28 protein-coding genes, 1 tRNA gene and 1 pseudogene are annotated in these 26791 nt (G+C 62.5%); 26 read left to right on the top strand and 4 right to left on the bottom strand.

Features of this window, described 5'->3' with window-relative positions:
• Positions 1-20 precede the first annotated feature (20 nt).
• The 7 genes from C7450_RS07955 (at position 21) to C7450_RS34460 (ending at position 6253) form a co-directional block, all read left to right on the top strand.
• A complete protein-coding gene (locus tag C7450_RS07955) occupies positions 21-1562 on the top strand; it encodes an AAA family ATPase (RefSeq protein ID WP_245449535.1) in 1542 nt (513 codons plus the stop codon).
• Between the two features lie 102 nt (positions 1563-1664).
• Entirely contained in the window at positions 1665-2054 is a 390-nt protein-coding gene (locus C7450_RS07950; protein ID WP_110373901.1) for a hypothetical protein, read from the top strand.
• Between the two features lies 1 nt (position 2055).
• Positions 2056-2442 carry a hypothetical protein gene (locus tag C7450_RS07945; RefSeq protein ID WP_110373900.1) on the top strand — a complete coding sequence of 129 codons (387 nt, stop codon included), beginning with the start codon at positions 2056-2058 and terminating at the stop codon, positions 2440-2442.
• 1 nt (position 2443) lies between these two features.
• Complete coding sequence (locus tag C7450_RS07940; protein WP_110373899.1) at positions 2444-3646, top strand: hypothetical protein; 1203 nt, start codon at positions 2444-2446, stop codon at positions 3644-3646.
• A 140-nt stretch (positions 3647-3786) separates the two neighbouring features.
• The gene (locus tag C7450_RS07935; protein WP_146227290.1) at positions 3787-4269 is read left to right on the top strand and encodes a hypothetical protein; all 483 of its coding nucleotides are present in this window, start codon (positions 3787-3789) and stop codon (positions 4267-4269) included.
• 276 nt (positions 4270-4545) lie between these two features.
• Positions 4546-4836: a DUF7736 domain-containing protein gene (locus C7450_RS35305; RefSeq protein WP_110373897.1), complete on the top strand. Its 291-nt coding sequence runs from the start codon at positions 4546-4548 to the stop codon at positions 4834-4836.
• A gap of 163 nt (positions 4837-4999) precedes the next feature.
• Positions 5000-6253 carry a hypothetical protein gene (locus C7450_RS34460; protein WP_245449533.1) on the top strand — a complete coding sequence of 418 codons (1254 nt, stop codon included), beginning with the start codon at positions 5000-5002 and terminating at the stop codon, positions 6251-6253.
• A gap of 63 nt (positions 6254-6316) precedes the next feature.
• Here C7450_RS34460 and C7450_RS35070 read toward each other — a convergent pair.
• Positions 6317-6541, bottom strand: a pseudogene (locus C7450_RS35070) (DUF982 domain-containing protein); the annotation flags it as partial.
• 285 nt (positions 6542-6826) lie between these two features.
• Here C7450_RS35070 and C7450_RS07920 point away from each other — a divergent pair.
• The 6 genes from C7450_RS07920 to C7450_RS07885 all read left to right on the top strand — a co-directional run bounded on the left by C7450_RS07920 (position 6827) and on the right by C7450_RS07885 (position 10875).
• On the top strand, positions 6827-8191 hold the full coding sequence (locus C7450_RS07920; RefSeq protein ID WP_110373895.1) for an RtcB family protein: 1365 nt from the start codon (positions 6827-6829) through the stop codon (positions 8189-8191).
• On the top strand, positions 8188-8580 hold the full coding sequence (locus C7450_RS07915; protein ID WP_110373894.1) for a thermonuclease family protein: 393 nt from the start codon (positions 8188-8190) through the stop codon (positions 8578-8580). The genes C7450_RS07920 and C7450_RS07915 overlap by 4 nt, the downstream gene beginning before the upstream one ends.
• Position 8581: 1 nt before the next feature.
• Positions 8582-8770 (top strand): hypothetical protein, encoded by a 189-nt coding sequence (locus C7450_RS07910; RefSeq protein WP_110373893.1) that lies wholly within the window; start codon positions 8582-8584, stop codon positions 8768-8770.
• Entirely contained in the window at positions 8757-8927 is a 171-nt protein-coding gene (locus C7450_RS35065) for a helix-turn-helix domain-containing protein (protein ID WP_425351158.1), read from the top strand. The genes C7450_RS07910 and C7450_RS35065 overlap by 14 nt, the downstream gene beginning before the upstream one ends.
• A 522-nt stretch (positions 8928-9449) precedes the next feature.
• On the top strand, positions 9450-10691 hold the full coding sequence (locus tag C7450_RS07890; protein WP_146227289.1) for a site-specific integrase: 1242 nt from the start codon (positions 9450-9452) through the stop codon (positions 10689-10691).
• Positions 10692-10801: 110 nt separating this feature from the next.
• A tRNA-Gln gene (locus tag C7450_RS07885) sits at positions 10802-10875 on the top strand.
• Positions 10876-10885: 10 nt separating this feature from the next.
• Here C7450_RS07885 and C7450_RS07880 read toward each other — a convergent pair.
• Positions 10886-11284, bottom strand: coding sequence for a site-specific integrase (locus C7450_RS07880; protein WP_110373888.1), 399 nt, complete (start codon positions 11282-11284; stop codon positions 10886-10888).
• A 248-nt stretch (positions 11285-11532) separates the two neighbouring features.
• Between C7450_RS07880 and C7450_RS07875 the strand changes: the two genes are divergently transcribed.
• Complete coding sequence (locus C7450_RS07875) at positions 11533-12366, top strand: GNAT family N-acetyltransferase (protein ID WP_110373887.1); 834 nt, start codon at positions 11533-11535, stop codon at positions 12364-12366.
• Between the two features lie 412 nt (positions 12367-12778).
• Here the strand turns inward: C7450_RS07875 and C7450_RS33885 are convergent, their stop codons facing one another.
• Positions 12779-13513: a hypothetical protein gene (locus C7450_RS33885; RefSeq protein WP_170147135.1), complete on the bottom strand. Its 735-nt coding sequence runs from the start codon at positions 13511-13513 to the stop codon at positions 12779-12781.
• Between the two features lie 59 nt (positions 13514-13572).
• Positions 13573-14469, bottom strand: coding sequence for a LysR family transcriptional regulator (locus C7450_RS33475; RefSeq protein WP_146227288.1), 897 nt, complete (start codon positions 14467-14469; stop codon positions 13573-13575).
• A 121-nt stretch (positions 14470-14590) separates the two neighbouring features.
• Here C7450_RS33475 and C7450_RS07845 point away from each other — a divergent pair, with 121 nt between their 5' ends.
• The 12 genes from C7450_RS07845 to C7450_RS07790 all read left to right on the top strand — a co-directional run bounded on the left by C7450_RS07845 (position 14591) and on the right by C7450_RS07790 (position 26552).
• Positions 14591-15646 (top strand): ABC transporter substrate-binding protein, encoded by a 1056-nt coding sequence (locus C7450_RS07845; RefSeq protein WP_170147134.1) that lies wholly within the window; start codon positions 14591-14593, stop codon positions 15644-15646.
• Positions 15643-16503 (top strand): ABC transporter ATP-binding protein, encoded by an 861-nt coding sequence (locus C7450_RS07840; protein WP_110373881.1) that lies wholly within the window; start codon positions 15643-15645, stop codon positions 16501-16503. The genes C7450_RS07845 and C7450_RS07840 overlap by 4 nt, the downstream gene beginning before the upstream one ends.
• Positions 16487-17281, top strand: coding sequence for an ABC transporter permease (locus C7450_RS07835; RefSeq protein WP_110373880.1), 795 nt, complete (start codon positions 16487-16489; stop codon positions 17279-17281). Before C7450_RS07840 ends, C7450_RS07835 begins: the two co-directional genes overlap by 17 nt.
• A gap of 50 nt (positions 17282-17331) precedes the next feature.
• Positions 17332-18171, top strand: a complete 840-nt coding sequence (locus tag C7450_RS07830; RefSeq protein WP_170147133.1) for an alpha/beta fold hydrolase — start codon at positions 17332-17334, stop codon at positions 18169-18171.
• Between the two features lie 38 nt (positions 18172-18209).
• On the top strand, positions 18210-19637 hold the full coding sequence (locus C7450_RS07825) for an FAD-dependent oxidoreductase (protein WP_110373878.1): 1428 nt from the start codon (positions 18210-18212) through the stop codon (positions 19635-19637).
• Positions 19638-19774: 137 nt separating this feature from the next.
• Positions 19775-20803 (top strand): ABC transporter substrate-binding protein, encoded by a 1029-nt coding sequence (locus C7450_RS07820; protein WP_170147132.1) that lies wholly within the window; start codon positions 19775-19777, stop codon positions 20801-20803.
• Between the two features lie 104 nt (positions 20804-20907).
• Positions 20908-21714, top strand: coding sequence for an ABC transporter ATP-binding protein (locus C7450_RS07815; RefSeq protein ID WP_110373876.1), 807 nt, complete (start codon positions 20908-20910; stop codon positions 21712-21714).
• Positions 21711-22793 carry an ABC transporter permease gene (locus C7450_RS07810; RefSeq protein ID WP_110373875.1) on the top strand — a complete coding sequence of 361 codons (1083 nt, stop codon included), beginning with the start codon at positions 21711-21713 and terminating at the stop codon, positions 22791-22793. The genes C7450_RS07815 and C7450_RS07810 overlap by 4 nt, the downstream gene beginning before the upstream one ends.
• Positions 22781-23713, top strand: coding sequence for an alpha/beta fold hydrolase (locus tag C7450_RS07805; protein ID WP_210206400.1), 933 nt, complete (start codon positions 22781-22783; stop codon positions 23711-23713). The genes C7450_RS07810 and C7450_RS07805 overlap by 13 nt, the downstream gene beginning before the upstream one ends.
• A gap of 135 nt (positions 23714-23848) precedes the next feature.
• On the top strand, positions 23849-24598 hold the full coding sequence (locus C7450_RS07800; RefSeq protein WP_110373873.1) for an SDR family NAD(P)-dependent oxidoreductase: 750 nt from the start codon (positions 23849-23851) through the stop codon (positions 24596-24598).
• Between the two features lie 8 nt (positions 24599-24606).
• A complete protein-coding gene (locus C7450_RS07795; protein ID WP_110373872.1) occupies positions 24607-25578 on the top strand; it encodes an aldo/keto reductase in 972 nt (323 codons plus the stop codon).
• A gap of 107 nt (positions 25579-25685) precedes the next feature.
• On the top strand, positions 25686-26552 hold the full coding sequence (locus C7450_RS07790) for an alpha/beta fold hydrolase (RefSeq protein WP_210206399.1): 867 nt from the start codon (positions 25686-25688) through the stop codon (positions 26550-26552).
• The last annotated feature ends 239 nt before the right edge of the window (positions 26553-26791 follow it).

Below are 26791 nucleotides of genomic sequence, written 5' to 3'. Positions count from 1 at the left end.
CGAGGAAAATGATGAACAGCATGTCACCTGTCAAGACCGACTGGTCAACCGTCGATACGCAGGTCCGCCACGACGGCAAAGAGATCGTGCTACCAGGCGATCCGACACGCATGGGTTATGACGACGCGATCCGCACGATCCAGCGGATCAAAGAGCAAGAGGAGCAAGTCTTCGACGTCACGGAGACGGTCGCGGGACCTGCCTGGGACGCCATCGTGGCACTCAACCGCGCGATGCAGGACATCTATGGCGTTGTGTTGGCCCAGAGCCGCATGACTTTCTTCGGGGAGATTAAACCCGACCTTTTGACCGTCATCACGGGCCCGCACGTCGCTGACCGCGTCCAGGTCCCGGTTGGTCAAATGTCGCTCCCGAATGTCTCGGCTCCGGTTATCGTCGGTCTCTTCGGTGGCGGCGCTTACATTAAGGGCGAAGTTCGGCGCAAGGACCGCACGATCCTGATCGAGATCGCCAACCGGGCCCGGCAGTTCATGCGGGAAGCGTCGATTTATCGGGGGCGGGCGATCAGCCTCCTGGTCGACGACGATGGCGATATCAGCCTCAGCCAGCAGCCTGAATTCATGGACCTGGCGGGCGTGACTGAAAGCCAGATGATCCATACGGCCGAGACGGAAGCGCTGATCAGGACGAACATCCTGTCGCCTCTTCGGAATACGGCAGCGTGCCGGAAGCACAAGATCCCGTTGAAGCGCGGCATCTTGCTGGAAGGTCGCTATGGCACCGGCAAGACACTCACAGCCCGCGTTACCGCCAAGGTCGCGATCGACAACGGCTGGACGTTCGTGATGCTGAATCGCTCGCAGGGCCTTAAGGCAGCCATTGAGTTCGCGAAGGCCTACCAGCCTTGCGTGATCTTCGCGGAAGATATCGACCGGGCGGCCGATCGCGAAGACGAAGAGGTCAATGATCTCGTCAACATGCTCGACGGCCTGATCACGAAAGATATGGAGATGATGGTCGTCCTGACCACCAACTTCATCGACAAGATCGATCGCGCTCTCCTTCGGCCCGGTCGGTTCGACGCAGTGATCTCGATCCAGCCGCCCGATGCCGCAACGGCAGTGCGTGTCATCAAGGCTTATGCGGGCAACCTTCTGCCTGAGGACACCGATCTGACAGGTGTCGCCGATCTTGTAGCCGGCCAGATCCCGGCGATGATCCGTGAGGTGGTCGAGCGAGCTAAGCTCGCCATGCTGTCGGAAAGCCGGGCCTCACTCAGCGCAGAGGACCTCTATGTCTCGGCACTGGGTATGAAGCGGCACCAGGAGTTGCTGGAGCCGAAGGAAAACGAGCCGACCGCGCGGGATCGACTGGCTGACGGCCTGATCGACATCATCCGAGAGGCTTTCGGTGAGGTTGACGTCTCGACGGATGATCTTTCGGGGCAGCTCAAGCGCCTTGATGACCGTGTCCGAGGCAGCTTCCGCAAGCAAGCCGAGGACCTTTCGACGGTCAAAAACATCGCCGCAGCCGGAGCCGAGAGCTCCAAGAAGGGCCTGGATAAGACGGAACAGGTCCTTAGGGCGGTCAACGAAGTCTAATCGGCCCCACCCTCCCCCATGGGGCTGATCGACGGCGGGGGCTCTCACTGCCTCCCGAGACCGGAGTTCCCGCCGTCACTTATCCCTCTTCGGAGAACTATCATGAAGATCACTGGACTAGGCATATACCCAGGCGCGTTGGGAGCCGAGCGGGACGATGAGGACAATGATAGGTCCTCCATCTTGCCCGAGGCGCAAATTGCAACGCTCCGGGAAGTGTACGAGCGCTATCGGGCGCCCTGCCCCTTCAAGCCCGGGGACCTCGTGACGCCCCGCAAGGGCATGGCAATGCGAGGCGAAGGGAAGCCGCATCTCGTCGTAGCGACCCAAGATGGGACGTATCACTGGAACGGCGAGACTTCGACCCGTGGGTACGGCGCCCGATTGGATATGCGAACGATCAAAATGTACGACACAAACGTCGTCGCGCACTGGGACGAGAGCTGGATGTTCGAGCCTTACGTGGGCGAGCCTGGCAATCAGGTGTCGTAACATGAGCGCCGCGGCTGAAGTCACGCGCGCCCTCACGCTTCTGAACGAACAGGGCGACACGTCGATTACCTGGACCGAGGACCAGGACGACGAAATGGAGGCCATCATCGAGAAGAAGATGGCCGAAGGGCTTACGTTCTTCATCGTGGAGCCGCGTGGCTTTGGTCTGCTGCCGCCTCGCAAGACCCCACTCAGCGACGCGACAGATGCCAGGAAGCATCGCGCGCTCATGATCAAGGACGAGGATCTCTCACGCTTCGTGTCGTCCGGATCCGGCGATGTCGTGAAGACGCCAGCCGAACCGGTGCGCAAGTCCCGCGTCAGCCGCAACGCCAAAGAGATCGCCATATCTCAGAGCGTCGCGGTCAAACCTATGCGGGGTGGCTGAGATGGACGTGCGAACCACTGCCCTCCCCGACCGCGCTGAGTATTTCATCGACAACGCGGGTGAATGCGGCGAGATCACCGATATGGCAAGCGTGGTTTGCCGGCTTTATGCCGATCCCGATCGCCTCATGGAAATCATCGGGGGGCTTGAATGGCGGGGTCTAAATAGCCGGCGGGAAATCTGCCTGGAGATCGAGCGCTATGCTCATACGCTGCTCTCGCAAGTGCCCGAGCCGCGACGTTCAACACTCACGCTCTACGGCATGAACGGAATATTGCGGACCATAAACGAGATCGCCGTCCTCTTGGCCGATTGGAACTACGAGGACGAGACGAAAGGCGGCTGCGCCAAGGATTTCCGCGACCACTGGCGCCTGCGGCGCAACATGACCCCCACGCCTCGGGCGATGCGCCATCTCACCAGCCCGCGCGCCATTCGGCGGTATGCCAAGCGGTCCGATGAGGTCCTGCACCTCAGGAAGCTGGTACGCATGCTCGCCGCTAACCGGGTTGAGGGCCCAGAGAATGTCGAGGAGGTGCAAGAGGACATCTTTCGCGACCTGCAGCTCCAGCACGCGATTGCGCGGCTCGACCGCGTCAAACTGTTCGATCGAAAACCGCGCGAGAGGCGAACAAGGCGAGTGCTAAAGCGCGCCGCCGTGATTGCCGCCGCTGTAGTTGGGGCCGCGAATGTGTCTGCCCTGGCGCGCGGTGAGCCGGTCTGCATCACAGGCGACAGCCTGGTGATTGAAGCTTCGCTTGCGCACGACATCGCGGCAGAGGGACACGGCGCCCTGAGGCTGACGCTACGGGGCCTCGATGGCAGCCGGCTCGCGGGCCTTTGCATGTACCAGGAAGCACCAGCTCTCGACCAGCTTACGAGCATCGCCTTGCATCTGTCGGCGGGCGAAGAACGCGCAGTGCTAAGCGCCGGGAATCTTTATGCCATCGACCCCGCCGCGATCTCGCACCCAGCTCTGCAGGATCGCGTGAAGCCGCCGCCTATCTCCGCTGACGACGGGAGAGGCTTCCTGGCGATGTTCGGCCGCAGGGCGGAGGAGCGATACCGTGCCGGGATGGTCGCGTATAAGGCCAAGTATCTTCCCGTCTATCGCGAAGCTGTCGCTACAGCAGTTCTCGGCGTTGTATCGCGCGGTCGCCTGGAAGTCATTGGGGCCGCTGGGCGTAGGCAATACGAGGCATAAGCCGTGCACTTGTTCGTCTGGACACTTCCAGTCACTGCAGCCGTCGTCCTCCTCATTTGCGTGGTTGCGAACCTTTTCTCGGGACCAAAGATCGACGAGTAGACAAGTATTGCTGAATCCGAAATTTAGACGCTATCGCGATGTATGTTTACATCATGGGCCGTTTGTTTGGCCTATCTCATCTCCCAACTGGTGGTGAAGTTATGAATGACACTCCAGCGGATACCGCGGCACCCCGAATTATCGTGACGGCGGACGTGCTCCGGGAGATCCTGGAGCGCCAGCCTGGGCTTGAAGTCGAGATCGCCAGATCTGCGATCGCCAAGATCGCGGCGACCATCGAGAGGCGCTTTGACGCGCCGAACCGTGACGTTGTCGATACGATCCAGTCCCGGATCATTGAGAAGGTCGAGTTGGATATACGCTCCCGCCTTCGAGAATATATGATGCCGAAAATTGAGGAGATTGCCGCCCAAGTTGTCAAGCAGCGCCTGAATGAAATTATAGCGGAGCGCTTTCAGAAGGAGGCCGACAAACTTCGCGAAGAGCTTTCACGTCAGTTCAACGCCCGGTTTGGGCGCATGGCGGCAGCTCTGCACCACAGCAAGGATCGCGCCGAATGATCTGCGCCCGCTGCAACACCGACACCGTCGAGTGGACGGGCAGTATTTTAAATCCGACCGGGATCAAATGCCGGGTTTGCAGTTGGTCTGCCTGCGGTCCCGCGCCTGAGCCTGTTGCAGAGCCAGAGGAAGGCGGCCCGTGCCCTGAGTGTGGGCATCTCGGGCTTGTTTTCGCCACGTCGGCGACGGCTGCTCCTGCCACGTCAACCCGGCGTGTGGCTACTGCACCAGCTCATTTTTCGCTTGTGATACCTGCGATTGGGAGGGCGAACGCCCATGACAACGAGTGAAGCAAAGACCTTCCTGCTTGCCGATGTCCTGTCATGCTCGACAGGCTTCCTGATGGGCGGGATCGATGGAGTATATCGGGTAGCCGAGTTCTTGTCCGGCGGCCCGGTATGGACGCATCAGCTCGTTCGGCTGTGCCCTCTGAGCGCGGACTATTTCAGCAACTCCAACGGCTCGACCAGCACTGATTATTGCGGCAGAAACTGCACCCGAACCGAAACGGATGAGATCGCGACGACGAGGGGCCTTAGGACTGACCACAGTGGGCAAGCTGATTAAGGCACTGATGGGCAATAATCTATCAGCTATGGAACGATCTAGCGAACGCCTCGGGCGAAAGTCATTTTGGTCTAAGGCGCACTCATAAGTGCTGATCCATTCTTGACAAGGTTTTGAACCCGCCTGATTCTAAGTCCTATTTTTTCTGACCGGGAGGGGCAGAATGAAAAATCAATTCGCGAGACTGTGCGTTTCGGTGGTTGTCACCTTCTTAGCAACCACAAGTTTGCAGGCGCAGCAGTGCGACAGTATATTAAACCGTAGTTTGATGAATAGTCATGATGTAGTTAATAAATCGTCCGCAAAATCCGCCATGACTAATCAATTTTGCAACTCTTCTTTTAACGATGCGAAATCTAGCGGCTCGCTGAGCGGGGGTGTATCGTACGGAATATTTGACGCAGAGGTTGCGCAATCTGACTCGTCATATCAAAGCTGGAAATCTGAAAACTGCGGTTCAAGCTCAAGCGCAGATCAGGCCGCCACATATCGATTTGAAGCCCAACGAGCTCTGTCGTCACAAGCAATCGCCGCCTGGGAGGCGTGCATGACGGAATCTGAGGGGTTATCTTGCTATGCAAAACCTAATCAAGATCCCAACGTTGTCGTTATTACAATAAGCTGGCGGCCTCCCGGCCCCGGCGCGAGTATTATTCAAGAGGCCGAGTTGATTGGAGGGCGGCGTCAAGGGGGCGCTGAGGGTTTTATTTTACCGCCAAACAGCGAGATAGCTTGGGGCAAACGAAACATCATGCTGACTCGGGATGGCAAGAAGGGCATTACGGCAGCGATCACCGTTCTATACGGCACCCAGCGCTCATATAGCTGCGAGGTGAGAGCCCCTGCACTTGATACCCCGCCGCCGCCCCCACCGACAATCCCGCCCGTCTCCGTGATCTGGCAGTCAGCGATGCCACCGATCACAACAGGGCCACTGCTGCAACCCTGCGGCTGCTTGGCACATGTCCAGGATCCGAACCAAACAACTGTCGAACTATCAAATGCGTGTAAAGGTGACGTATCAGGTATCGCGATCCGCGACGCTACCATGCCGGACACGCGGTTTAGCCCGTTCATGCCGATAGCGGGTCGCCAATTCGCGGCGCTCCGCCTGCCACCCGGACGCAAAGCGACGCTTCAGTCGCCGGAAGGTGGCATCTCGGGTTTCATAGCTTTCACTTGCCCCGGCCAGCCTGCCGTACCACTGCATAAAACCTGCGGGTTCTTCTCTGCCGATCAACAACGCTCAATTATCGCGGCGTGCCCCTATTCTGGGAGCAGCGCGCTCGGCGGATCATGCACATGTCCCAAGTTCGAGCCCAAGCCTGGCGGCGGTTTTGTGGAGGCGGGGACATGGGCGGGCAAAGTAATCCCCATACCACCTCCCCCGCCCGGCACCCTTCCGCTCTTCAAATAATACCTCATGCGGCGCGCCAAATGCTACAATATGGGTATCAGATTTTGTCATCCCAGCGAGGTCGGCAGCGTTGTAGAAAATATGCCGCGCTGCCTCAACATCCTCGGGCGCCTGACTGTTGATCGCAGCTTGACATGCTTCCATCGCAGCGACTCGGGCCGGCGCCACCTCTACCTCATCCGGCCACTTATCAAGGAGAATGCGCGCTTCCTCCTCCATGCTCGTAACGGTACGGCGGACGGTGTCGGAAACCCTGAAATCAACAGGATCGAACCAGAGGCGAGGCATGGCTCACATTAATACACACCAGTTTCGTCGCGGCGACATTGTCCGACACCGGCCCAGCCGGCGAGGAATGACTGCTCGACTACGCCGACTATGACACTGGCTATTTGTCGGTCGCAGGCTGGCCTTACAGCGAGGCGAAGATCGTAGATTGCGATCTGGTCAGCGCCGTGAGCGATGACGAGCACCGACGACGGGTTCGCGACTGGGAACCATACCATGACCGTCGCGGACGGATCGTGAAGGCGCTATACGGTGCCGCTCTCGCCCAGCCAAAGGATTGATACAATGACCACCCCAATCACCGGCGCCACCCTGATTGCGTGGGGTTTCAAGCCGGGCGAGTATTTTAAGGCTGCGATCGATCGCGCAAAACAGATGCGCGCAGGTGGCGCGAACGATGATGCCATTTTCTCGGACATCCAGTCGCTGGTGCCGGTGACCACGCTGATGCGGACAAACGCGATCGACTATGGCGTGTTCCTGGATGCAGACACCGAAGCCGAACGGGCCAATGCCGCCGATGTCGTGGCGCATATGGACGCCCTCATGCGCGTGCCAACCATCGTCTCTGGCGCCGTTATGCCCGACGCCTGCCCCTCTGGCATGCAGGAAGGCACGATACCCGTCGGCGGAGCGGTCGCGTGCAAGGACGCAATCCATCCCGGCTTCCACTCGGCCGACATCTGCTGCTCGGTCGCGATGACCTTGTTCAAGCGCGGCGACGATCCGAAGGTCGTTCTCGACGCCATGCAAGCGGTCACGCACTTCGGGCCGGGAGGGCGCAAGGACATGCTCCAACTGCCGCGCGAGTTCGCGGAGGCCTTCGATAACCCCTTCCTCAGGGGATTGGAGAACATGGCGCTTGGGCACTTCGGGAGCCAGGGCGACGGCAACCACTTCGCCTATGTCGGCCGACTGGCTTCGACAGGGCAGATTGCGCTCGTCACCCACCATGGCTCGCGCGGTTTCGGCGCCCAGCTCTACAAGCGAGGGATGGCAGTCGCCAAGAAGCATACTGCGATCACCGCGCCGAAGGTGCCAAGTCACAACGCCTGGATCAAGGCGTCGAGCGCCGATGGCGAGGCGTACTGGTCGGCACTCCAGTGGGTAAGGCGCTGGACGAAGGCGAGCCATTTCGCCCTTCACGATCTGGTTGCCAAGCGGATCGGGAACGCCGTCGTCGACCGCTTCTGGAACGAGCATAACTTCGTCTTCCAGAAGTCCGATGGCCTGTTCTATCACGGCAAGGGCGCGACCCCGTCGTGGGCCGGCTTTTCGGAAGACGATGACGGCCGCACTCTCATACCGCTCAACATGGCAGAGCCGATCCTGATCGTGTCGCATCGCGACCGTAAGGAAGCACTTGGCTTCGCGCCGCACGGCGCTGGCCGCAACATGGGCCGAAAGGCATTTCTACGCGATAACACTCCGGAGATACCGGCGGGCATTGACGCCCGCTTCTACTGCGGCATCCCTGATCTTTCCGAGCTGCCCGCAGCCTACAAGAACGCCGCCTCGGTGCGCGCGCAGATCGAGAAGTACCGTCTGGCCGATGTCTCCGACGTGATCGAGCCCTACGGCTGCATCATGGCCGGCGATTGGGAGCAGCAGGCGCCGTGGCGGAACAAGGGTGGTAAGGAAAAGCGATGATCCTCGCCGCCTTCCTTGCCCTCCTGTTGGCCACGCCAGCCGCCGCTCAAGAGCGCATCCATGCGCTCGACGGCGACACGATCGCGGTTGGTCGCGAGCGCATCAGGATCATCGGGCTCGATGCCCCTGAGACCTTCGACGCGCGTTGCCCGGCCGAGAAGCGGTTGGGAGACAGAGCTACCGCGGCCATGCGCCAGATGGTTGCCCAAGGCGTCAGTATCGAGCGCGCCGGCGCCAAAGACCGATACCGGCGCACTCTCGCGCGGGTCCATTTCCGTGGCCGGGACGTCGCCGACATCATGATCGAGCGCGGGCTCGCAATGCCGTATGATTGCCTGGCCGGGTACTGCCCGCGGCGCATCGATTGGTGCGCGAAGTTGGGAGGGTGAGATGGACACATTGCTCGATCAAGCCGTCGAAGCCGCAGCCGCCGCGTTCCACCAGGTCAACAAGGAACGCAATCACTTTCGCTGGGAGAACTGCAGCGGGCAATATCGGCGCGAGATCCGGGAGTTGATCCGGCCGGCGGCTGAGGCGGCGTTTCGGGTGGCGCGGGAGAAGCCCATTGAGCCCAGATGATTTATCAGCGGTTCGGAAGGCGTTGGGACTGACGCAGAGAGAGATGGCTGCGAAAATCGGTCTCTCTTTGCGTGCCTGCCAGCTTCTCGAGAATGGGCGGTCGGGGATACGGCTTCTGCACATCAACGCGACCAATGCCCTGGAGCAGCGGCGATGAACCTACGCGAGCTGACGGTAAACCGATGTCCCGCGCCGGGGTGGGCCCGGCCGGCATGGGGTTCTTGCAATGGTGGGAAATTCGGCAAGGGGTCGGCTCTTTAAGCCGCGCAAGAGCGTCGGAAAGATCCTCGACGCTACCGCCAAGCGGCTGGGTCTTCACTATCAGTTCCACGGCGAGGCAAAAGGCACCAAGAAATTGGCCTGGAGCTGGGCAGCCGACGTTCTCAAAGAAGAGAATGAGGAGGCGTAGTAGTGGGCGCCAGGAAGGACAGCCTGCGGCTCCCCACGAGAACGCCGGCATACGTTGACAGAGAGGTTGGTGCGGCCGAACTGCGCATATCTCCTGACACATGGGACAAGTGGGTCGCGGAGGGACGACTCCCGAAGCCGTCGCCGGGGTTCCCGACAACAACCCCGAGGTGGCGATGGGCCGACGTGGACGCCGCATTGAGCGGCGCCAAGCTCGTGAACTCGAGCTCGGTTGAAACCATGTCCGAGGAGGATACGATGAAGCGCTACTATGCCGCCGCTGAGTTGTACCGCAATGCCCCGAAAAAAGGTCGCCGCCGTGATCTCGCTGCCTCCTGAAGTGCAGTGGGTCCGCTCGGCTAAGGGCAAGGTCTACTATTATTGGGTTCCGAACCGGAACACGCGGCAGCAAGGTGCGCGGGAGGCATTGCCCGGCGACCCAATGGCAAAGCCGACCGACACGGCATTCAAAGCCTTCTGGGCGGCAGTCGAAGCGAAGGGGAGCATTGACCCACAGCGCCCCCCCGGATCAGTCTCGCGGTTGGTCTCGGAGTACCGAGAGAGCGAGGAGTTCAAGAGCTTAGGCGAAGGAACGCAGGCGACCTATGAAGTCCATATGAGGCGGTTTGAGAACCCAGAAGGATGGGGACTATCCCCTGCAAAGGATCTCTCCCCTTTCGCCGTTAAGCTTCTCCGCGATTCGATTAGGGGCACGCCGGTGATGGCGAACCAGATGGTGAGCGTGGGCCGCACAATCTGGGCATGGGGCATTCCGTTAGGGCTCCTTGGGAAAACACCGCACAACCCGTTCGAGCACGTGAAGGACCTGGATATCCCCGATCGCGGACATGTCCCGTGGCCGGAGTGGGCTCGCACTTACGTCATCGAGAACGCGCCAGCGGACCTCGTTCGCTTGGTGAAGCTTGGCGTTATGACGTGCCAGCGCGAGAGCGATCTCGTGAGGATGGGCCCAGAGCAGCGCGACGGGAATGGGATCTGGTGCCGACCTCAGAAGACGCGGCGCAAGCGCAGGGCATTTCGCGTCCCGTTATCCACAGCTGATGCATTCGAGCTGGATCGTTGGGCCGAGACGCCGATCCGCTTCGAGAATAGTCGCTGGAAAGCCCCGATCGAAAGGTATCGAGACGACCTTTACCTCTATACACCTCGTGCGCAGCCCTACACGCCCGATCGGCTTCGGGCGAGATGGGGCCGATGGCTCAACGAGACTCCAGCCGGCAAACAACTGTGCGAGACGTGGCGCGAGTGGCTCGCTGCACAGGTGAGAAAGTATCAATGGGATATCGACCCCGAAGACGTCCGCGGGCCAACGATACACGGGCTGCGAGGCGCAGGCGTCCTTGTGCGCCTGAAGGCTGGCTATGATGCAGACGCAGTCTCAAACGACATAGGTATGAGCCTCCCGATGGTTCAGAGGTACACCCGGTTCCGCGATCAGATCGATATTGCCGAGTCCGCAAGGGCCAGGATGAAGGTTGTCGAACGGGATTGACGGGGAACAAAAAAGCACTTATCAGGACCCCACCAACGCGCTGGATTGAAAAATTTTCCGGGTTGATTGAAAAAAACGCCGGAAAAGAATAACAATATCAGCAGCTTAGTTGGGGGATAGTTTAACGGTAGAACTGCGGACTCTGACTCCGTTAGTCCTGGTTCGAATCCAGGTCCCCCAGCCAATTGTAATCATTACGTTTTTCCCATTTTTAAGGTTGGACCGGAAACGGCATTTTGAGAAAATTTTGAAAAATCTGTTCTCGTTTCAGCCCCCTTCGACCACTCCTCGAGCTTCCTGACAGCGCTCTCCGCCATGGTCACATCGCGGCTCAGATCATGCGCGTCGAGGATCTCCTGCACGTCCCGCAGGGTATGCCCGGTGATGGTCGCGATCTCGGGCACACTGGCGCCGGCGAGGGCCAAACGGGTGACCGCGGACCCACGAAAATCATGGAATGTCAGCGCGGTGATTCCCGCCTTGGCACAAGCCTTGGGACAAGCCTTGGCCCAGGCGGCGACGATTGGCGGTGGCCTCGGCCGGCCCATCATCTCTGGCGGCAGAGATATTTCTCGGCAAATAGTCGCGCGCATTGCGGTACGTACCGCCTAGTGGTTCGACTCCGACATTTGCATCCGCCCGATAGCACCCTCGGAGCCAATGTCGGAGTCAAGAAAACCACTAGCAAGTTATTGGTTCTAGTGGAGCTTTTGAATTTGACATTTGATTTGGAGCTTGATGTCAGGCGGGACTCAAATGTCAAATTCGCTCCACTAGGCAACGCTGATCGCGGGCGTTAGCTTGGACGCGTGCCTATCTCAGTGCCGGAGGCGGTGGGACCATGAGCGAGTGCCTTGTCCGTAGGCTCACGGTGATCGAAGTCGAGCAACTCATCGGCTGGGCTCATGCTGAGGGCTGGAATCCCGGGCTCAATGACGCTGCTGCGTTCCATGCGACGGACGCCCAAGGTTTCATCGGTGCGTTTGTCGATGGCGAGATGGTCGCCGGCATCTCGGCCGTTGCCTACGGAACATCCTACGGCTTCCTCGGGCTCTATATAAGCCGCGCGGACATGCGCGGCCGCGGTTACGGGAAAGCCGTCTGGGACGAAGGCATGGCGTATCTCGACGGGCGCACAATCGGCCTCGATGGGGTCGACGCACAGTTCGACAACTACCGCCGAAAGGGCTTTGCTCCAGCTTACCGAACCATCCGTTTCGGTGGCCGCCTTGCTGGTCGTCCTATTGATGGCGGAACGCTGACGGCCGTTACGCCCGCTCTCTTGCCCGACGTTTTGACCTTCGATCGCAGAAGTTTCCCGGAGCAACGGGACGGGTTTCTCGCACGCTGGCTTGCGCCTCCGCATCTTGCCTGTGTCGCCGCCGCGCATGATGCCGTCACGGGGTACGGCGTGGCGCGTCGGTGCCGATCGGGTTGGAAGATCGGCGGGCTCACGGCGATCGACGACAGGACGGCTGCGGCACTCGTTCAGCATCTTGCGGTCTCTGTCGATGGCGACATCTTCATCGACGTTCCCGCCGCGCGACAGGCGTTCATCGGCTTCCTGTTGAACGCAGGCCTTCGGCCCGGATTTGAGACAACGCGCATGTATCGGGGCAACCCGATACCCCTCGCGCCCGCGTTATACGGCGTGACGACCCTGGAACTTGGCTAGAGCATTTTCGAGCGAAGTGGACACCGGTTCGCGTGAAGAAAATGCGCTAAAACAAAGACATGGAGCATTTTCGCGATTCGGAGAAACGCGAAAATGCTCTAGGCGCTCTCACGATTCAGGCGATATCGGGGAGATCAGCGGTTCGGCGATCCGCTCGATCGGCCAGGCCTGCGCCCCAATATCGGCCGGAGAGGCTCCCTTTGCAGTTTCTCAAAGCAGACCCATCCGTTTTCTGGCGATAGGGCCAGATGGCGTTGCTGAGAGCCACGCACAGGGGAAAACGATGGCGCAACCTCGAGCGCGTTTCGATCTGATTGCATCAGATCGGCGCTCTAACCTCTTTTATTTCAAGCATAATCTTATCGATCCTCGTTTCACTCCGGTCGGATTATGCTCTAGCGAGTTTGATCGGCTATGCGCGCGACGAGAGCGTTCCGGTCTCGGGGTGAAGCACGGATGCCGGCGCTTTAACGGGCGTCAGCCGTTCGAGGCTGTCGCGGTCCACCGCGCAGGCGAGCCTGTAGCTGGTCAGTCCGGAGGCGGTTCCAGCGAGCGCTTCGAGCGCGGCCTTAACGGCGGAAAAGCAGGCTGCGAGCGCGTCATCGTCATAGCCTTCCAATAGCAAGGCCCCGCCGCGGGGGAAGTCGGGGGCATCGCCACCGATGGTGAACGGCACGTCGGGGACGGCTTCCTCACGCACGAGGAGATGGACGGCGACGATGCCGGGCTGTGACGTCAGGCCCCTGACCGCCGCGAGGAAGGCCGAGGAACTGAGCGCTGGCCCATCCGCCAGAACCGCCGCGCCAAGGGCTGCACCAAGGCCGCCCCCGATCGACAGTTCCCGCCTGCAGCACAGGCGCATGAAGCCGCGGAACGACGGCCGCATGCTCTTCGACCACGGCGTCGGGTTGTTCAGCAGCCGGAGATAGGCTTCGCTCGACAGGACATGGGTGTCCGCCATGTCGTAGAGCGTGAGATACTCCGGCAGAGGCCCAGCGACGCGCACGTAACGGCGCGCGCCGATCATGCCGGGTACTGCGACGCGTTCCGGCACGTGCTCGCGCGTGTGCCAGAGATCGTATTCGGCACGTCGGGCAGGATCGATACCGTTCCAGAGCGCGAGGGCGCCCTTGCCGCGAAGATTCATGTCCGCAGTCTCCATCTGGCTATGCGCCTAATTAAACGCGTTCGCCATATAGAACAAGCCTATCCCGTCGTCTTCCGCGACTGGGCGATCTCGCGCAGCAGGATGCGGAGGAGCTGATGCGCTTTCGGTGGGAGCGGCACGCCCTCTTGCGAGATGATGCCGACGGTCCGCTTGATGGTCGGGTTGCTGATTGGAATGATGCGGACGGTGTCGCTGACCGGGATCGCCGCACGCGGCAGGACCGTGATGGCTAATCCGGCGAGGACGAGTGTACCAGCCATATAGGTGCGCTGCACTTCGTAGCGCCAATCGAGTTGGTGCATGAGGTCCGAAAGGCTTTCGCTGAGGATCACGCCATGACTGGTCGTGGTGGAGATGCGCGCGAGGGGGTAGCCGACGAGATCGGCCCAGGTGAGCTGCGCGCGATCCTCCAGCGGATGGCCGGCTGGCACGGCCGCGACGAAATCCTCCTCGTAGAGCACCCGCATTTTTTCCGCCCATCGCTGCGCGCCGAGGATCGTCAGCGCGAACTGCGCCTCACCCGCCGCCACGCGGTCGCTCAGCATCGCCGCGTGCTCGTCGTAGATGACGACGGTGGTGTCCGGATTCTGCTCGCGAAAGATGCGCAAGACACGCGGAAGGTAAAGCTCCCCCAGGGATCCAAGGCATCCGATGCTGACCCGCTCGCGTGCCCTTTGTCCTTCGATCCTGAGATCTTCATAGAGCGCGCTTAACCGCACCATCATGTCGCGCGCCTTCGGAAAGAACTCCTGCCCGGCGCGCGTCAGCGTCACCGTCCGGGTGGTGCGCTGAAGCAAGCTGAGCCCGATGTCCGTTTCGAGCTTCCTGATGCGGTGGCTCAGCGCCGTCTGGGACAGGTTCATCGCGACGGCAGCGCGCCGGAAACTGCCGGATTCCGCGATCTGGATGAAGGCCTGGAGACCGAGCACGTCCATTTCCGGCTCCTTTGATGAAAGTTCTTCATCAATTGCGCCAGAACATTCCTTTGATCAAGCTATTCTGCGGACATACGGTCCCTCCATCAGCCGGGGAAACGCCGGCCAAAGGGAGGATCCGATGACTTCACGCAGCGGGACCGCATGGTTCGTGTCCGCAGCAACGGCAGTGCTCATCGCCGCGACGGCCGCGGATGCGGGCGAAAAGATCGTCATTGGCACGGTGAACCTGCCCGCGACCGGCCCTCTCTATATCGCCCAGGACAAGGGCTATTTCGCCGCGCAGGATCTTGATGTGGAGGTGCGCTTCTTCGAATCGGCGCAGGCGATCGCCACCGCCGTCGTCTCGGGCGACATCCAATTCGGGGCGACATCGCTGACCGCCGGCTTCTGGAGCCTGGCCGACAAGGGCGGCCTCAAAGTGATCGCCGGCATGCTCGCGGATCGCAAGGATTACCATGCCGGCAATGCCTTCGTCGTGTCCAACGACGCCTATGCGGCCGGCGTGACCACGCCCGCCAAGCTGGGCGGCAAGGTGTTTGCAGTGACGACGATCGGATCATCCCTGCACTACGGGGCGTTGCGGGTCGCAGAGACGCTCGGCGTCGATCCCGCCACGATCCAGATCCGGCCGATGCAGCAGTGGTCCGCCGCGCTCGCAGCCGTCAAGACCGGGAAAGTTGACGCGACACAGGCCGCGGCCGCCACGGCGCGAGGCATGGAGGCGGCCGGGGAGGTGAAGATCATCGGTTGGCAGGGCGACTATATCCCCTTCCAGATCGCCGCGATCTTTACCAGCGCGGCGTTGATCAAAAAGGATCGGGGCCTCGTCGAACGCTTCATCAAGGGTTACGCGAAAGGCATCGACTTCTACACGGAGGCCTTCCTGAAGGGCATCGAGTCCGGTGCGCCGCAGTACGGGCCGGAGACCGACGAGGCCATCGCGATCATCCACAAGCGCCTGCTGAAGGACGATCCGGATTTCGCCAATAAGATCAAGGCATCGGTGACATATTATCATCCGAAGGGCGCGATGGATGTCGACAACATCCTCAGTCAGGTCGCGTTCTTCAAGGCCAATGACCTCGTCGCCAAGTCGATCGACCCTGGCAAGCTGATCGACGGCTCTTTCGTGCCGCCCCTGCCGCAGCAGCCTTCGCAACGGAACCCGGGATGACCCCATCTGTCCATCGTGGCGCGCTCCGCCTCGCATCGGGCGGCGCGATCCTGCCCGACAACCGCCCGCGCGATCGCGGACTTGCCCTCAAGGTCGACCACTTGTCGCATCGCTATGGCGACCTGAGCGTTCTCGATGGCATCGACCTTGCCATCGAGCCCGGGAGCGTTGCCGTGCTGGTCGGGCCCTCGGGCTGCGGCAAGTCCACGCTCCTCAACATCATCGGCGGGCTCCTGAAACCCTCCGATGGCAGCGTGAGCTATTCGGGCGAGATCGCGCCGGACTGCATCAACCCGTTCACCTATGTCTTCCAGGATTTTGCGCTACTGCCGTGGCGCAGCGTTGGCGGCAATGTGTCGCTTGTGCTGGAAGACTCGACGCTGTCGGCGCGCGAGCGATCCCAGCGCATCGACGAGGTGCTGGCGCTGACCGGGCTCAAGGAATTCAAGGATGCCTATCCCGGGCAATTGTCCGGCGGCATGCGCCAGCGCGTGGGCATCTCCCGCGCCTTGTCCGTTCGCCCCGCCTGCCTGCTGATGGACGAGCCGCTTTCGGCGCTCGATGCGCAATCACGCCTTCTCCTCCTGGAGGAGTTTGCGCAGATCATCGACCGGGCCAGAACGACGACCGTCTACGTGACCCATAACCTCAACGAGGCGGTAAGATTGGGCCACCAGATCGTCGTGCTGTCGCGCCGTCCGGGGCGGGTGAAGGAGATCATCCGCATCGACCGTCCGATCACCGAGCGCCGCGCGACGGATGCCGACATGGTCGAGATCGAGGCCCATGTGTGGGATCTGATCCGCAACGAGGCGGCGATTGCCGACAAGGAGCTGGGCCATGCGGGCGACGCCTGAAACCATTGTGCCCTTCCGCGCGAAGGGCTTTGCGCCGCGCAGCAACCCGGTCATGGGCGCGGCCTCCATCGCGGCCCTCGTCGGGCTGTGGCAGCTCGGCTCGTCGCTCGGCTGGATTTCGCCTGTTTTCCTGCCCGCCCCGCACGAGGTTGCCGGCGCCATCTACCGAATGGCCGTCAGCGGCGAACTGTGGCGCCATCTCTCCGTATCGCTCTGGCGCATCGTCCTCGGCTGGACGCTCGGCACGGTCGTGGGCGTGGCCGCCGGATTTGCGATGGGCCTGTTCACGCTTGCGCGCTCACCCATGCAGGCGTTCGTCGGCATTCTCTTTCCCGTGCCGAAGATCGCGCTCGTCCCCTTGTTCATCATCTGGTTCGGGATCGATGAGGGGTCAAAGATCGCCACGATCGCGATCGGCGTCTTCTTTCCGACGGTCATCAGCACCGCCGCCGGCGTCGAGGCGGTGCAGAAAAACCTGATCCGGCTGGGACAGAGCTTCAACCTTTCGCGCTGGTCGATCATCACGAAGATCATCCTCCCGGGCGCCCTTCCCTCGATCCTGGCCGGCTTCCGCATCACCTTGTCGGTTTCGATCCTGCTTCTGGTCGCGGCCGAGATGATCGGCGCACAGGAAGGGCTCGGGGCCTATATCATCCGGGCGGGCGACCTGTTCCAGACGGATTCGCTGATCGGCGGCGTCGTCATCCTGGCCGCGCTCGGCCTCCTCTTCGTCGGCCTGCTCGGCCTTGCCGAGCGGCGCCTGCTGAGGTGGCGATGATGCCCGCGACAGCGAGGGCAGAAGGTGGGGCCCGGCCAGCGTGGGTCCGCGTGCATAGTCCTGACGGGACGGACATCGCGGCAGCGTTCTCCGGCGCGCCGGTCGCCGACGGTATCGTCTTCATCCACGGCATTCTCCAGGCCGGTCTCTGCTGGAAGTATCAGATGGCGGACGCGTCGCTCGGCCGCTGGCGGCTCGCCGCCTATGATCTGCGCGGGCACGGCTTCTCGTCGAAGCCCGTCGGCCGCGAGCCCTATCATGATGGCACGCGCTGGGCCGACGACCTGCTGGCGGTGATGGACGCCGCCGGCATCGGGCGCGCGGTTCTCGTCGGTTGGTCGTATGGCGGGCGCGTGATGCTCGACTTCCTGGATCGCCACCTTGCGCTCGGCCGCGTCGCGGGACTCGCCTTCGTGGACGCCAACACCAAGAACGCGCCGGGCCACACCGGGGCAATCGGCGGCGGATTGCTCCGTGAGGCCGCGAGCGACGACATCGCCGAGGCCATTGCCGGCCGGCTGGGCTTCGTCGACGCTTGCTTCGAAAACAAGCCGTCCGCCGCGGATCTGCACGAAATCATCGCCTACAACATGCTTGTGCCGCCGCAGACGATGCGTGACCTGATGGGCAGGCCCCTCGAGCGCGACGCCCTGATGGCGTCACTCGACCTGCCCACGCTCGTCATCCAGGGCGAGCGCGATGCCTTGTGCCTGCCCCTCTCCGCTGAGCACACCGCGCGCAGCATACCCGGGGCGCGGCTCAGCATCTACGAGGGGATCGGCCATGCTCCCTTCCTGGAGACGCCTGAACGCTTCAACGCCGAGCTGGCCGCATTCGCCGATGCCTGCTTCGCGGCGGCGCCCCTCGTGCCCGCAATCCGCAAAGCCTGAACCTCGAAGGACGATGACATGGAATCAAGGACGATAACATGGGATCCATGACCGAAGACGGCGGGCGCCTGTTCTTTCGTTCCGAATCGTTCGCGGTCAAGCGCGGCGAGCGGCGGCGGGGATCGGACCGGATTGTGCAGGAACCGGCGCAGACGGTGCCCGTCCACACCGCGTGCGACGTCCTGGTCGTGGGCGGCGGGCCGGCCGGCACGGCAGCCGCCGTCGCAGCAGCGCGGCTCGGCGCCGACGTCGTCCTGCTCGAGCGCTACAACCATCTCGGAGGCCTCTCGACAGGCGGCCTCGTGATCTGGATCGACCGCATGTCGGACTGGAGCGGACGCCATGTGATCCGCGGCTTTGCCGAAGAGCTCCTCTCCCGGCTCACGCCGGACAAGATCGCAGGCCCCCCAAAGGCGGACTGGGGTTCCGGCGATCCGGCCAAGGTTGCCTACTGGTCGCTGCGATCCGCGGCCTACAACAACACGGTTACCCACTCACCCACGCTCGATCCGGAGTGGCTGAAGGCGGAGTCGCTCGCGATGGCGCTGGAGGCAGGAGTGCACCTGATCTTCCACGCATGGGGGGCAAGCCCGATCGTTGAGGATGGCCAGGTCGCCGGCTGCATCTTTGAAAGCAAGGAAGGACGGCGCGCCGTCCTCGCCAAGGTGACGATCGACGCGACAGGGGACGGTGACCTCTACGCGCGGGCCGGAGCCGGCTTCGTCAGCGACGTCGACGTCCGCGACATCCACGGCTGCATGAACACGGCCTGGCTGTTCGGCGGTGTCGATATGGACGCATTCCTGAAGTTCCGGGCGGAGACCCCGTCGCAGTTCTCCGACTTCATGGCGCGCGGTCGTGAAAGGTTGGGCTCGTTCGAGAGGCCGGTGGTGTCGTGGCGCCAGGACATCGCCGTGTTCATGGGGCCACGGCTCGCCGGATATTCGGCCTTGAAGGTCGAAGACCTCTCGGAGGTCGAGATCCGGAGCCGCAAGCTGATGCTCGCGCATTTCGACTTTTATCGTGAGCACGCCCCAGGCTTCGGCGACGCTTTCATCATGCTGTCAGCCCCCCAGATCGGCGTCCGCCACGGGCGCCGGCTTGACGCGGCCGGGCGGCTGACGCGCGAGATGTGGGACGGCCGGGTCGCTGCCGACGAAATCGGCGTGTCGCCATCGCTTGCGCCAAAATTCGCCAATATCTCCGTGCCCTACGGCGCGATCGTGCCGCGCGACGTCGGCGGGCTCCTGGCTCCCGGCCGCCATCTCGCCTGCGACGCCACCAGCCATTCCTTCATGCGCGAGATCCCGCAATGCTGGCTCACCGGCCATGCCGCAGGGGTCGCGGCAGCTCTTGCCGCCGATCGCGGATGCGCCGTCGCCGACGTGCCGATCGGCGAATTGCGGATGAAGCTCAGTGCCCAGGGCGCCTATCTCAACCCTTTGAACGCGATGGCAATTGACTGATCGATGAAGGCCGCGATTGGCGCAGGGCGCTGAGGATGCAAGACTGCTCGGCGCAGGACAATGATGCAAGACTGCTCGGTGCAAGACTAAGAAGAGCGGCCTCGGGCTCGATCAGGGAGAAGACGATGATACGGAGAATGAGTTTAAGCCGGCGCGCATTGATGCTCGCGGTGGGGGTGGGCATCGCGCTGTCCTCGGGGCCCGGGCGGGCCGCGGAGGTTGCAGCCCTTAATCCGCCGGCGCGCGTCAAGGTTGCCTATGTGCCGATCATGAAATTCGCCACGCTCTATGTCGCGGAAGGACGCGGGATCTTCGCGAAATATGGGCTGGACGTCACGCTGGAGCGCGTCAAGTCCGGCACCGAAGCCATCGCCTTCCTCGACCAGGGCAGCGTCGATGTCGGCGGCATCGCCATTGTCGCCTCGCTCTGGTCGGCCTGGGACCGCGGCCTCAACGTTCGCATCATCGCCCCCGGCGCGCTCGATCCCATGGAGAACGGTCCGACCAAGTTGATCATCCGCAAGGACCTGTCCGACGCCGGAGCGATCAAGACGATCGCCGACCTCAAGGGCAAGAAAATCGGCGTCGCGGGCGGCCCGGGAAGCGGCGGCGAATATTTCGTCGCGAAGGCCTTGGAGCGGGCCAAGCTGACGATCCGGGATGTCCAGCTCGTCAATATCGGCAATGCCGACATGCCGCCGGCGCTCGAGGCCAAGTCGCTCGACGCCGTCCTGACGAGTTCGCCCTTCTCCGACCAGATCCTCGGAGGCGGCACGGGCATCCTGCTGGCGCAGGACTTCACGCCGGGCTTGATGACCGTCGCGTTCGTGGCCTCGGGCAAGTTTATCAAGGAGCGGCCGGAAGTGGCGGAGCGCTTCGCGCTCGCGCTCGCCGAGGCCGCGCGCATGATGCAGGGCAACGACTATCTCTCGCCGGAGAACATCGCTGCCTACATCAAATACACCGCCTCCACGGAGGAGGCGCTCCGAAAGGGCGCGCCGGTGATCTACGACCCCAACATCGAGATCCCCGTCGATGGGCTCGCCGACGTCGAACGCGTGCACCGCGAGAACGGCCGCACGGAATATGACAAGCCCCTCGACCTTTCCAAAGCGGTCGATACCACCTTCGTCAAAAAGGCGATCGACGCCTTGGGCAAGCAATAAGTCTTGAGCAAGCAATAGGTCTTGGCAAGCAATAGGTCTTGGCAAGCAATAACGGCGTGACATGCCGCGGGAATCGCAGGATTCCCGCGGATCGGAGGACAATAATGGATGCGCAGGTGAGCGCCGGGCAAGTGCCGAAAATCGCGGCGCGGAACGTGTCGCGGATCTACCAGACCGTCGACGGCGACATGGTCGCGGTCGACGATTTCAGCCTGGACGTCACGGACGGCGAGTTCGTCTGTGTTGTCGGACCGTCCGGCTGCGGCAAGTCGACGTTCCTGCGCATGATCGCCGGGCTTGACACCATATCGGCGGGATCCATCCAGATCGCGCCCGGCGGCGTGCCCGGCAAGCCGCTGAATAGCGTGGTCTTTCAGGAATACGCGATCTTCCCCTGGAAGACGGTGATCGACAATGTCGCCTTCGGCCTGGAAATGCGCGGCATCGCCAGGAAAGAGCGCCTCGAGACCGCGCGCTACTGGCTCGACCGCGTCGGACTCGGCAAGTTTGCCGGCTATTATCCGCACCAGATTTCCGGTGGCATGAAACAGCGTGTCTCGATTGTGCGCGCCTTGGCCAATGATCCCGAAGTTCTGCTGATGGATGAGCCACTGGGCGCGCTCGACGCGCAGACGCGCGTGGTGTTGCAGGAGGAACTGCTGCGCATCTGGGAGGAAACGCGCAAGACGGTCGTCTACATCACGCACAGCCTGGATGAGGCGGTCCTGCTCGGCGACCGCGTGATCCTGATGACGGCCCAGCCTGGCCGGCACCTGGCCACCTTCGACATCGACCTGCCGCGCCCCCGCAGCATCGAGACGGCCAACACGCCGCGTTTCGTCGAACATCGCGCCCTGATCTGGGAGAAGTTGAGCCAGGAAGTGAAGCGAGCGATGGAGCAGAACCAATGACCGATGCGACGAGGCCCATCGCTCAGGAAACGCGCCTCGCCCGTCTGACCGGCAAAAGCGCCGTGAGCGATTTCCGTCTGATTGCGCTATTGGTGCTTGGCACGGTAGCCGCCAATCTGGCGCTCGCCGAGACCGGGTTCTGGCGAAGCTTGTCCTTTATCGCCATTCCGGCCGGCTTCGTCGTGCTGGTCGTCATCTGCGAACGGATCGGACGGCATGTGCGGCCCGCTCGCCGCGCCGCCTACGAGAAGGCGCTGGCCTTCGGTTTCCCCGCGGCGGTGCTGGCGCTATGGCAGATCGCCGGCGACACCGGGATGATCAACACGACCTGGTTTCCCCAGCCGAGCCGCATTGCGGCGGGACTGTGGGATATGACGATCCGCTACGACAAGTTCTCGCAGACGAGCTTGTTGGGACGTCCCTGGCTTATTCCTCAAGCCTTTTCAGAAGGCGGCTTCGCCGGCGTCTGGACGCTTCTGTCCGAAAGCCATGTGCTCGCCACCGTCGCGCGCGTGTTTATCGGTTTCGTGCTCGGCGCGATCCCGGGCATCCTGCTCGGCGTCGTCATGGGTGTGAACCAGACCGTCCGGCTCATGCTCGATACGACGCTCTCGGCGATTTACGTGCTGCCGAAGATCGCCATCTTTCCGATCGTCATGCTGATCTTCGCAGATCCTTTCGGCGAAGGCCCGAAGATCCTCGTGGTGGCGCTGGCGGTCTTCATCCTGATGACCATCAACACGATGGCCGGCGTCCGCGGCATCGACAACGTCTATCTCATGGCTGGCAGGAATTATGGCGCGCACGGCTGGCAGCTGATGCGCCATGTCATCCTTCCCGGCGCCATGCCGGTGATCTTCGCCGGACTGCGCATCGCACTCGGAACCGCCATGATCGTCATCATCTCGGTCGAGTTCCTGCGCGCCAAGCAGGGCGTCGGTTTCATCACCTTCTACTACTGGGAGGTACTGAATCCCGAGAAGATGTATGCCGGCCTCGTTGTCGTCATGCTGCTCGGCGTCCTCCTCACATACCTGCTGCAGTGGCTGCAGCGCAGGCTGATGCCATGGCAGCGATAGAGCAAACGCAACGCGAGACGCCCGGGATGGATGCGCTCTTTGCGGACTTCACGGAGCGGCGCGCGCAGATCGCCGACGGCACGACCTTCCGGCTGCTGTCCGGCGGCGAGGGTCCGGTCGTGCTGCTGTTGCACGGCTGGCCGCAGACGCTGGCGGCCTGGCACCGGATCGCCCCGCAGCTTCGCGCGGCCGGATATCGCGTCGTGGTGCCCGACCTTCCCGGCTACGGCCAGGGAGAGATCGGATCCGGCTCAGCGCTTGCACGCGCGCCGTCGCGGCGCGCCATCGCAGGTTCGATCGCGACCCTGATGGAAAGCCTCGGCCATCAACGCTACGCGGTCGTTGGCCACGACCGGGGTGCGCGTGCGGGCTACCGACTGGCTCTCGACCGACCGGACCCTGTCGCAGGCTATGCGTCCCTGGCGGTGGTGCCGACGCTCGACGTCTGGGAGCGGATCGATGGACGCTTTGCGCTCCGTGCACCGCACTGGTTCTTCTTCACGCTTCCGCCAGACCTGCTCGAGACGCTGGTCGGCGCTGACCCCGACGGCTATCTCGATCATGTCTTGACGGGAATGGCCGGCGGGCGCGACAGGCTCGATCCCCGGGCGGTCGCCGATTATCGCGCCGCCTTCGCGCGGCCCGCGGTGCGCGCGGCGATGTTCTCCGACTATTCCGCGGCGCTCGGCATCGACCTGGAGCATGAGCGGGCGGATCGCGAGACGGGCCACAAGATCGCCTGCCCGGTCCTCCATCTTTGGCCTGCGGGCGTCGCGGGCGACCCGCTCGCCGTCTGGCGACGCTGGGCGGACGATGTGTCCGGCGGCGATGTCGCGGGCGGCCACCTCCTCCCCGAACAGTCGGCCGATGCGGTCCTCGAGGCTCTCATCCCTTTCTTGAAGCGCTGCTTTCCCCGCTAGAGCAAGTCCGTCTTTTGCGGACTTGCTCCGCTTGAGAATAGACGAGCAAATTCACCGACTTGGAGGGTATCGGACGATTCCACCCAAGTCGGATTTGCTCTAGGGGGGCGCGGTTGAATTCACCTGGAGAACGACATGAAAATCGCCTTGATTACGGGCGGAGCCGGTGCGGTCGGCTCCGCGACAGCCCGCATGCTTGCAGCCGATGGATTCTCGATCGTCATCGTCGACCGGGCCGCGGAGGCGGCGGAGTCTCTTGCAGATGACTTGCGCCGCGACTACGGGGTGGAGGCGATCGCCTTGTCCGTGGACCTGAGCGACCTCGCGGCGCTCACCCCGCTGATGGACCGCGTGGCCACGCGCTTCGGGCGTCTCGATTGCCTCGTCAACAACGCCGGCCGAACAGGAGCCTCGCAAATCGCCGATGTCGACCTCGACGAATGGCACGACATCCTGACGATCAACCTCACCGCGCCGATGATGCTCGTGAAGGCGGGCCTGCCGCTCATGCGCCGTGCCGGCGGAGGCAGCATCGTCAACGTGGCCTCGCGGGTCTACCTGAGCGGGACCGGCGTCGGCTACACATCGAGCAAGACCGGACTGATCGGCCTCACGCGGGCCTTGGCCGTGCAACTCGGCAAAGACCGCATCCGCGTCAATGCGGTCGCGCCGAGCTTCCTGAACTCTCCGTTCAATAAGGGCATCGTGGACGCGAATGCCGGCCTCGCGGATGCCTTCTCGAAGATCACGCCACTCGAACGGCTCGGCACGTCGGAGGACGTTGCCGGCGCCATCGCCTTCCTCGCCTCCGACCGCGCATCCTTCATCACCGGCGATATCTTGCATGTCTGCGGTGGCGCGCAACTCGCCCCGCAGCCGGCGTGAGGACCAACATGACCTCGGCGCGCCCCGGCGACACCAGGCTTTCGCTTCCTCCCCTCGGCATCGGCTGCGGCAGCCTCGCCAATGCCGACGGCGAGGAGGCCTTCCGCGCGATGGTCGGCCATGCGCTGGCCTCCGGGATCGGCTACTTCGACACCGCGCCGCTCTACCTCGGCGGGCAGAGTGAGCGACGCCTCGGCGAGGCGCTAAGAGGTTTGCCGCGATCGCAGTTCCTGGTGTCTACCAAGACCGGCCGCTACCAGGATTTCGAGGAGCCGCGCCCCGATCGAGGCGCCAGAAGGTCACGCTTCGACTACTCGGCGGAGGCGACCTTGCGATCTGTCGAGGAGAGCCTCGGGCGGCTTCAACTCGACTACCTCGACATCGTGATGATCCATGACCTCAGTCGCTTTATCCATGGGGAGCATTTCGAGCGGCATCTCGAATTGGCGATGTGCGGTGCCTATGAGGCGCTCTTGTCGCTCAGACAGTCGGGCATCGTTCGCGCCATTGGCGTCGCCGCGATGGATTGGCGCGACTGCCTCGAACTTTCTCGTCTCGGTGATTTCGATGCCGTCATGCCGGCCGGCGCCTACACACTCCTGCACCGGGAGTGTGGCCCTCTCCTGGACCATTGCGCGGCCACTGGCGCAGCCTTTATCGCCGCCTCACCCTTCAACTCCGGGATATTGGCAACCGGCACGATCGTGGACGCGATGCATAATTTCGAACCGGCCTCGCCGGACGTTGTGCGCCGCGTCAAGCATCTGGAACGTCTATGCAGCGCAGCAGGCGTGCCGCTTTCCGCAGCGGCGATCCAGTTTCCCAAACGCCATCGCGCTGTGTCCTCGGTCGTTGTCGGTTGCCGCTCGGCGCAGGAGGTCGAGCGCAACACCGCCTTGCTCGCTCTCCCCGTCCCCGATGCCTTGTGGGGAGAACTGGAGGAGGTGGCGTCGGGGTGGGGGACGATGTCCGCCGCCTGATCTCGTCGGCCCTCAGAAAGATGAGCAGTATTCACTAATCAGCACGACAATACACGAATTCTTCGAGAGCAGGCTTGCTATCGTCGCGTGACAGGGAGATCGGAATTGTGACGAGCTACCACGTGCGCAGGATCAATGGCGTCCGCATTGCCTATGCGGCCGCGGGCGATGGCTTCCCCGTGCTGTTGCTGCACGGATGGCCGCAGACGGCTTACGCGTGGCGCAAGGTCATTCCGCTGCTCGCGCAGCGTTTTCGCGTCTACGCACCGGACTTGCGCGGGTTCGGCGCCTCCTCCAAGCCCGACACCGGCTACGACAAGAAGACGGTCGCGACCGATCTCGCCGGGCTGATGGACGCCCTCGGCCATCGGCGCTTCGCCGTGGTCGGCCACGACATGGGCGGACAGGTGGCTTATCCACTGGCCGCGATGCATCCCGACCGCGTTGAGGCCATGGCATTCATCGAAAGCGGCCTGCCGGGCTTCGGCCAGGAGCGGGCGATGGATGTCGGCAGCGGAGGCAGCTGGCATTTCGGGTTCAACATGGCGGGAGACATCTCGGAAGCGCTCGTGCGTGACCGCGAGGCGCTTTTCATCGGTTATATGATGCGCCGCGACAAGGTCGGAATAATGGGTGCCGACCGCGTCACCGAGGCCGACATCGAGGTCTACGCAGCCGCCATGCGTCAGCCGGGCGCGGCGCGTGCGATGTTCTCATACTACCGCACGCTCTTCGCGGACGCGGTTGACAATCGCGCGTTCGGCAGCCGGAAGCTCACCATGCCGGTGCTCGCCGTGTCGGCCGACCACGGATACGTCGGCGGAGCAGAGCGCACGATGGCGCAGGTGGCGGACAAGGTGGAGGAGGCGCGGATCGCCGACTGCGGCCACTACGTGCCGGAAGAACAGCCGGAGGTTTTGGCAAATCTGCTGTCGGACTTCCTCGCGCGCGCCGGAGTTGAAACGGCCATCTAGACACTCGAGCATTGTCGCGTTTCCCCGAATCGCGAAAATGCTCCATGTCTTTGTTTTAGCGCATTTTCTTCACGCGAACCGGTGTCCACTTCGCTCGAAAATGCTCTAGAGCAAATCCGACTTGAATGGAATCGTCCGATACCATCCAAGCCTCTGAATTTGCCCGTCTATTTTTGATCGAAGCAAGTCCGAACAAGACGGACTTGCTCTAGGGGCCCGGCCAGAACCGCCCGACCGAA

It is taken from the genome of Chelatococcus asaccharovorans (assembly GCF_003201475.1).
GTDB classification, from domain to species: Bacteria; Pseudomonadota; Alphaproteobacteria; order Rhizobiales; family Beijerinckiaceae; genus Chelatococcus; species Chelatococcus asaccharovorans.
Note: the sequence above shows the minus strand (reverse complement) of the source record. Positions and strands in the feature narration are given on the sequence as shown.

Excerpts from the sequence above, each read along its gene's own strand:
- C7450_RS07955 (WP_245449535.1), top strand. The coding sequence starts at position 21 with ATGTCACCTGTCAAGACCGACTGGTCAACCGTCGATACGCAGGTCCGC.
- C7450_RS07950 (WP_110373901.1), top strand. The coding sequence starts at position 1,665 with ATGAAGATCACTGGACTAGGCATATACCCAGGCGCGTTGGGAGCCGAG.
- C7450_RS07945 (WP_110373900.1), top strand. The coding sequence starts at position 2,056 with ATGAGCGCCGCGGCTGAAGTCACGCGCGCCCTCACGCTTCTGAACGAA.
- C7450_RS07940 (WP_110373899.1), top strand. The coding sequence starts at position 2,444 with ATGGACGTGCGAACCACTGCCCTCCCCGACCGCGCTGAGTATTTCATC.
- C7450_RS07935 (WP_146227290.1), top strand. The coding sequence starts at position 3,787 with ATGTATGTTTACATCATGGGCCGTTTGTTTGGCCTATCTCATCTCCCA.
- C7450_RS35305 (WP_110373897.1), top strand. The coding sequence starts at position 4,546 with ATGACAACGAGTGAAGCAAAGACCTTCCTGCTTGCCGATGTCCTGTCA.
- C7450_RS34460 (WP_245449533.1), top strand. The coding sequence starts at position 5,000 with ATGAAAAATCAATTCGCGAGACTGTGCGTTTCGGTGGTTGTCACCTTC.
- C7450_RS07920 (WP_110373895.1), top strand. The coding sequence starts at position 6,827 with ATGACCACCCCAATCACCGGCGCCACCCTGATTGCGTGGGGTTTCAAG.
- C7450_RS07915 (WP_110373894.1), top strand. The coding sequence starts at position 8,188 with ATGATCCTCGCCGCCTTCCTTGCCCTCCTGTTGGCCACGCCAGCCGCC.
- C7450_RS07910 (WP_110373893.1), top strand. The coding sequence starts at position 8,582 with ATGGACACATTGCTCGATCAAGCCGTCGAAGCCGCAGCCGCCGCGTTC.
- C7450_RS07890 (WP_146227289.1), top strand. The coding sequence starts at position 9,450 with ATGCCGCCGCTGAGTTGTACCGCAATGCCCCGAAAAAAGGTCGCCGCC.
- C7450_RS07880 (WP_110373888.1), bottom strand. The coding sequence starts at position 11,284 with ATGCGCGCGACTATTTGCCGAGAAATATCTCTGCCGCCAGAGATGATG.
- C7450_RS07875 (WP_110373887.1), top strand. The coding sequence starts at position 11,533 with ATGAGCGAGTGCCTTGTCCGTAGGCTCACGGTGATCGAAGTCGAGCAA.
- C7450_RS33885 (WP_170147135.1), bottom strand. The coding sequence starts at position 13,513 with ATGAATCTTCGCGGCAAGGGCGCCCTCGCGCTCTGGAACGGTATCGAT.
- C7450_RS33475 (WP_146227288.1), bottom strand. The coding sequence starts at position 14,469 with ATGGACGTGCTCGGTCTCCAGGCCTTCATCCAGATCGCGGAATCCGGC.
- C7450_RS07845 (WP_170147134.1), top strand. The coding sequence starts at position 14,591 with ATGACTTCACGCAGCGGGACCGCATGGTTCGTGTCCGCAGCAACGGCA.
- C7450_RS07840 (WP_110373881.1), top strand. The coding sequence starts at position 15,643 with ATGACCCCATCTGTCCATCGTGGCGCGCTCCGCCTCGCATCGGGCGGC.
- C7450_RS07835 (WP_110373880.1), top strand. The coding sequence starts at position 16,487 with ATGCGGGCGACGCCTGAAACCATTGTGCCCTTCCGCGCGAAGGGCTTT.
- C7450_RS07825 (WP_110373878.1), top strand. The coding sequence starts at position 18,210 with ATGGGATCCATGACCGAAGACGGCGGGCGCCTGTTCTTTCGTTCCGAA.
- C7450_RS07820 (WP_170147132.1), top strand. The coding sequence starts at position 19,775 with ATGAGTTTAAGCCGGCGCGCATTGATGCTCGCGGTGGGGGTGGGCATC.
- C7450_RS07815 (WP_110373876.1), top strand. The coding sequence starts at position 20,908 with ATGGATGCGCAGGTGAGCGCCGGGCAAGTGCCGAAAATCGCGGCGCGG.
- C7450_RS07810 (WP_110373875.1), top strand. The coding sequence starts at position 21,711 with ATGACCGATGCGACGAGGCCCATCGCTCAGGAAACGCGCCTCGCCCGT.
- C7450_RS07805 (WP_210206400.1), top strand. The coding sequence starts at position 22,781 with ATGGCAGCGATAGAGCAAACGCAACGCGAGACGCCCGGGATGGATGCG.
- C7450_RS07800 (WP_110373873.1), top strand. The coding sequence starts at position 23,849 with ATGAAAATCGCCTTGATTACGGGCGGAGCCGGTGCGGTCGGCTCCGCG.
- C7450_RS07795 (WP_110373872.1), top strand. The coding sequence starts at position 24,607 with ATGACCTCGGCGCGCCCCGGCGACACCAGGCTTTCGCTTCCTCCCCTC.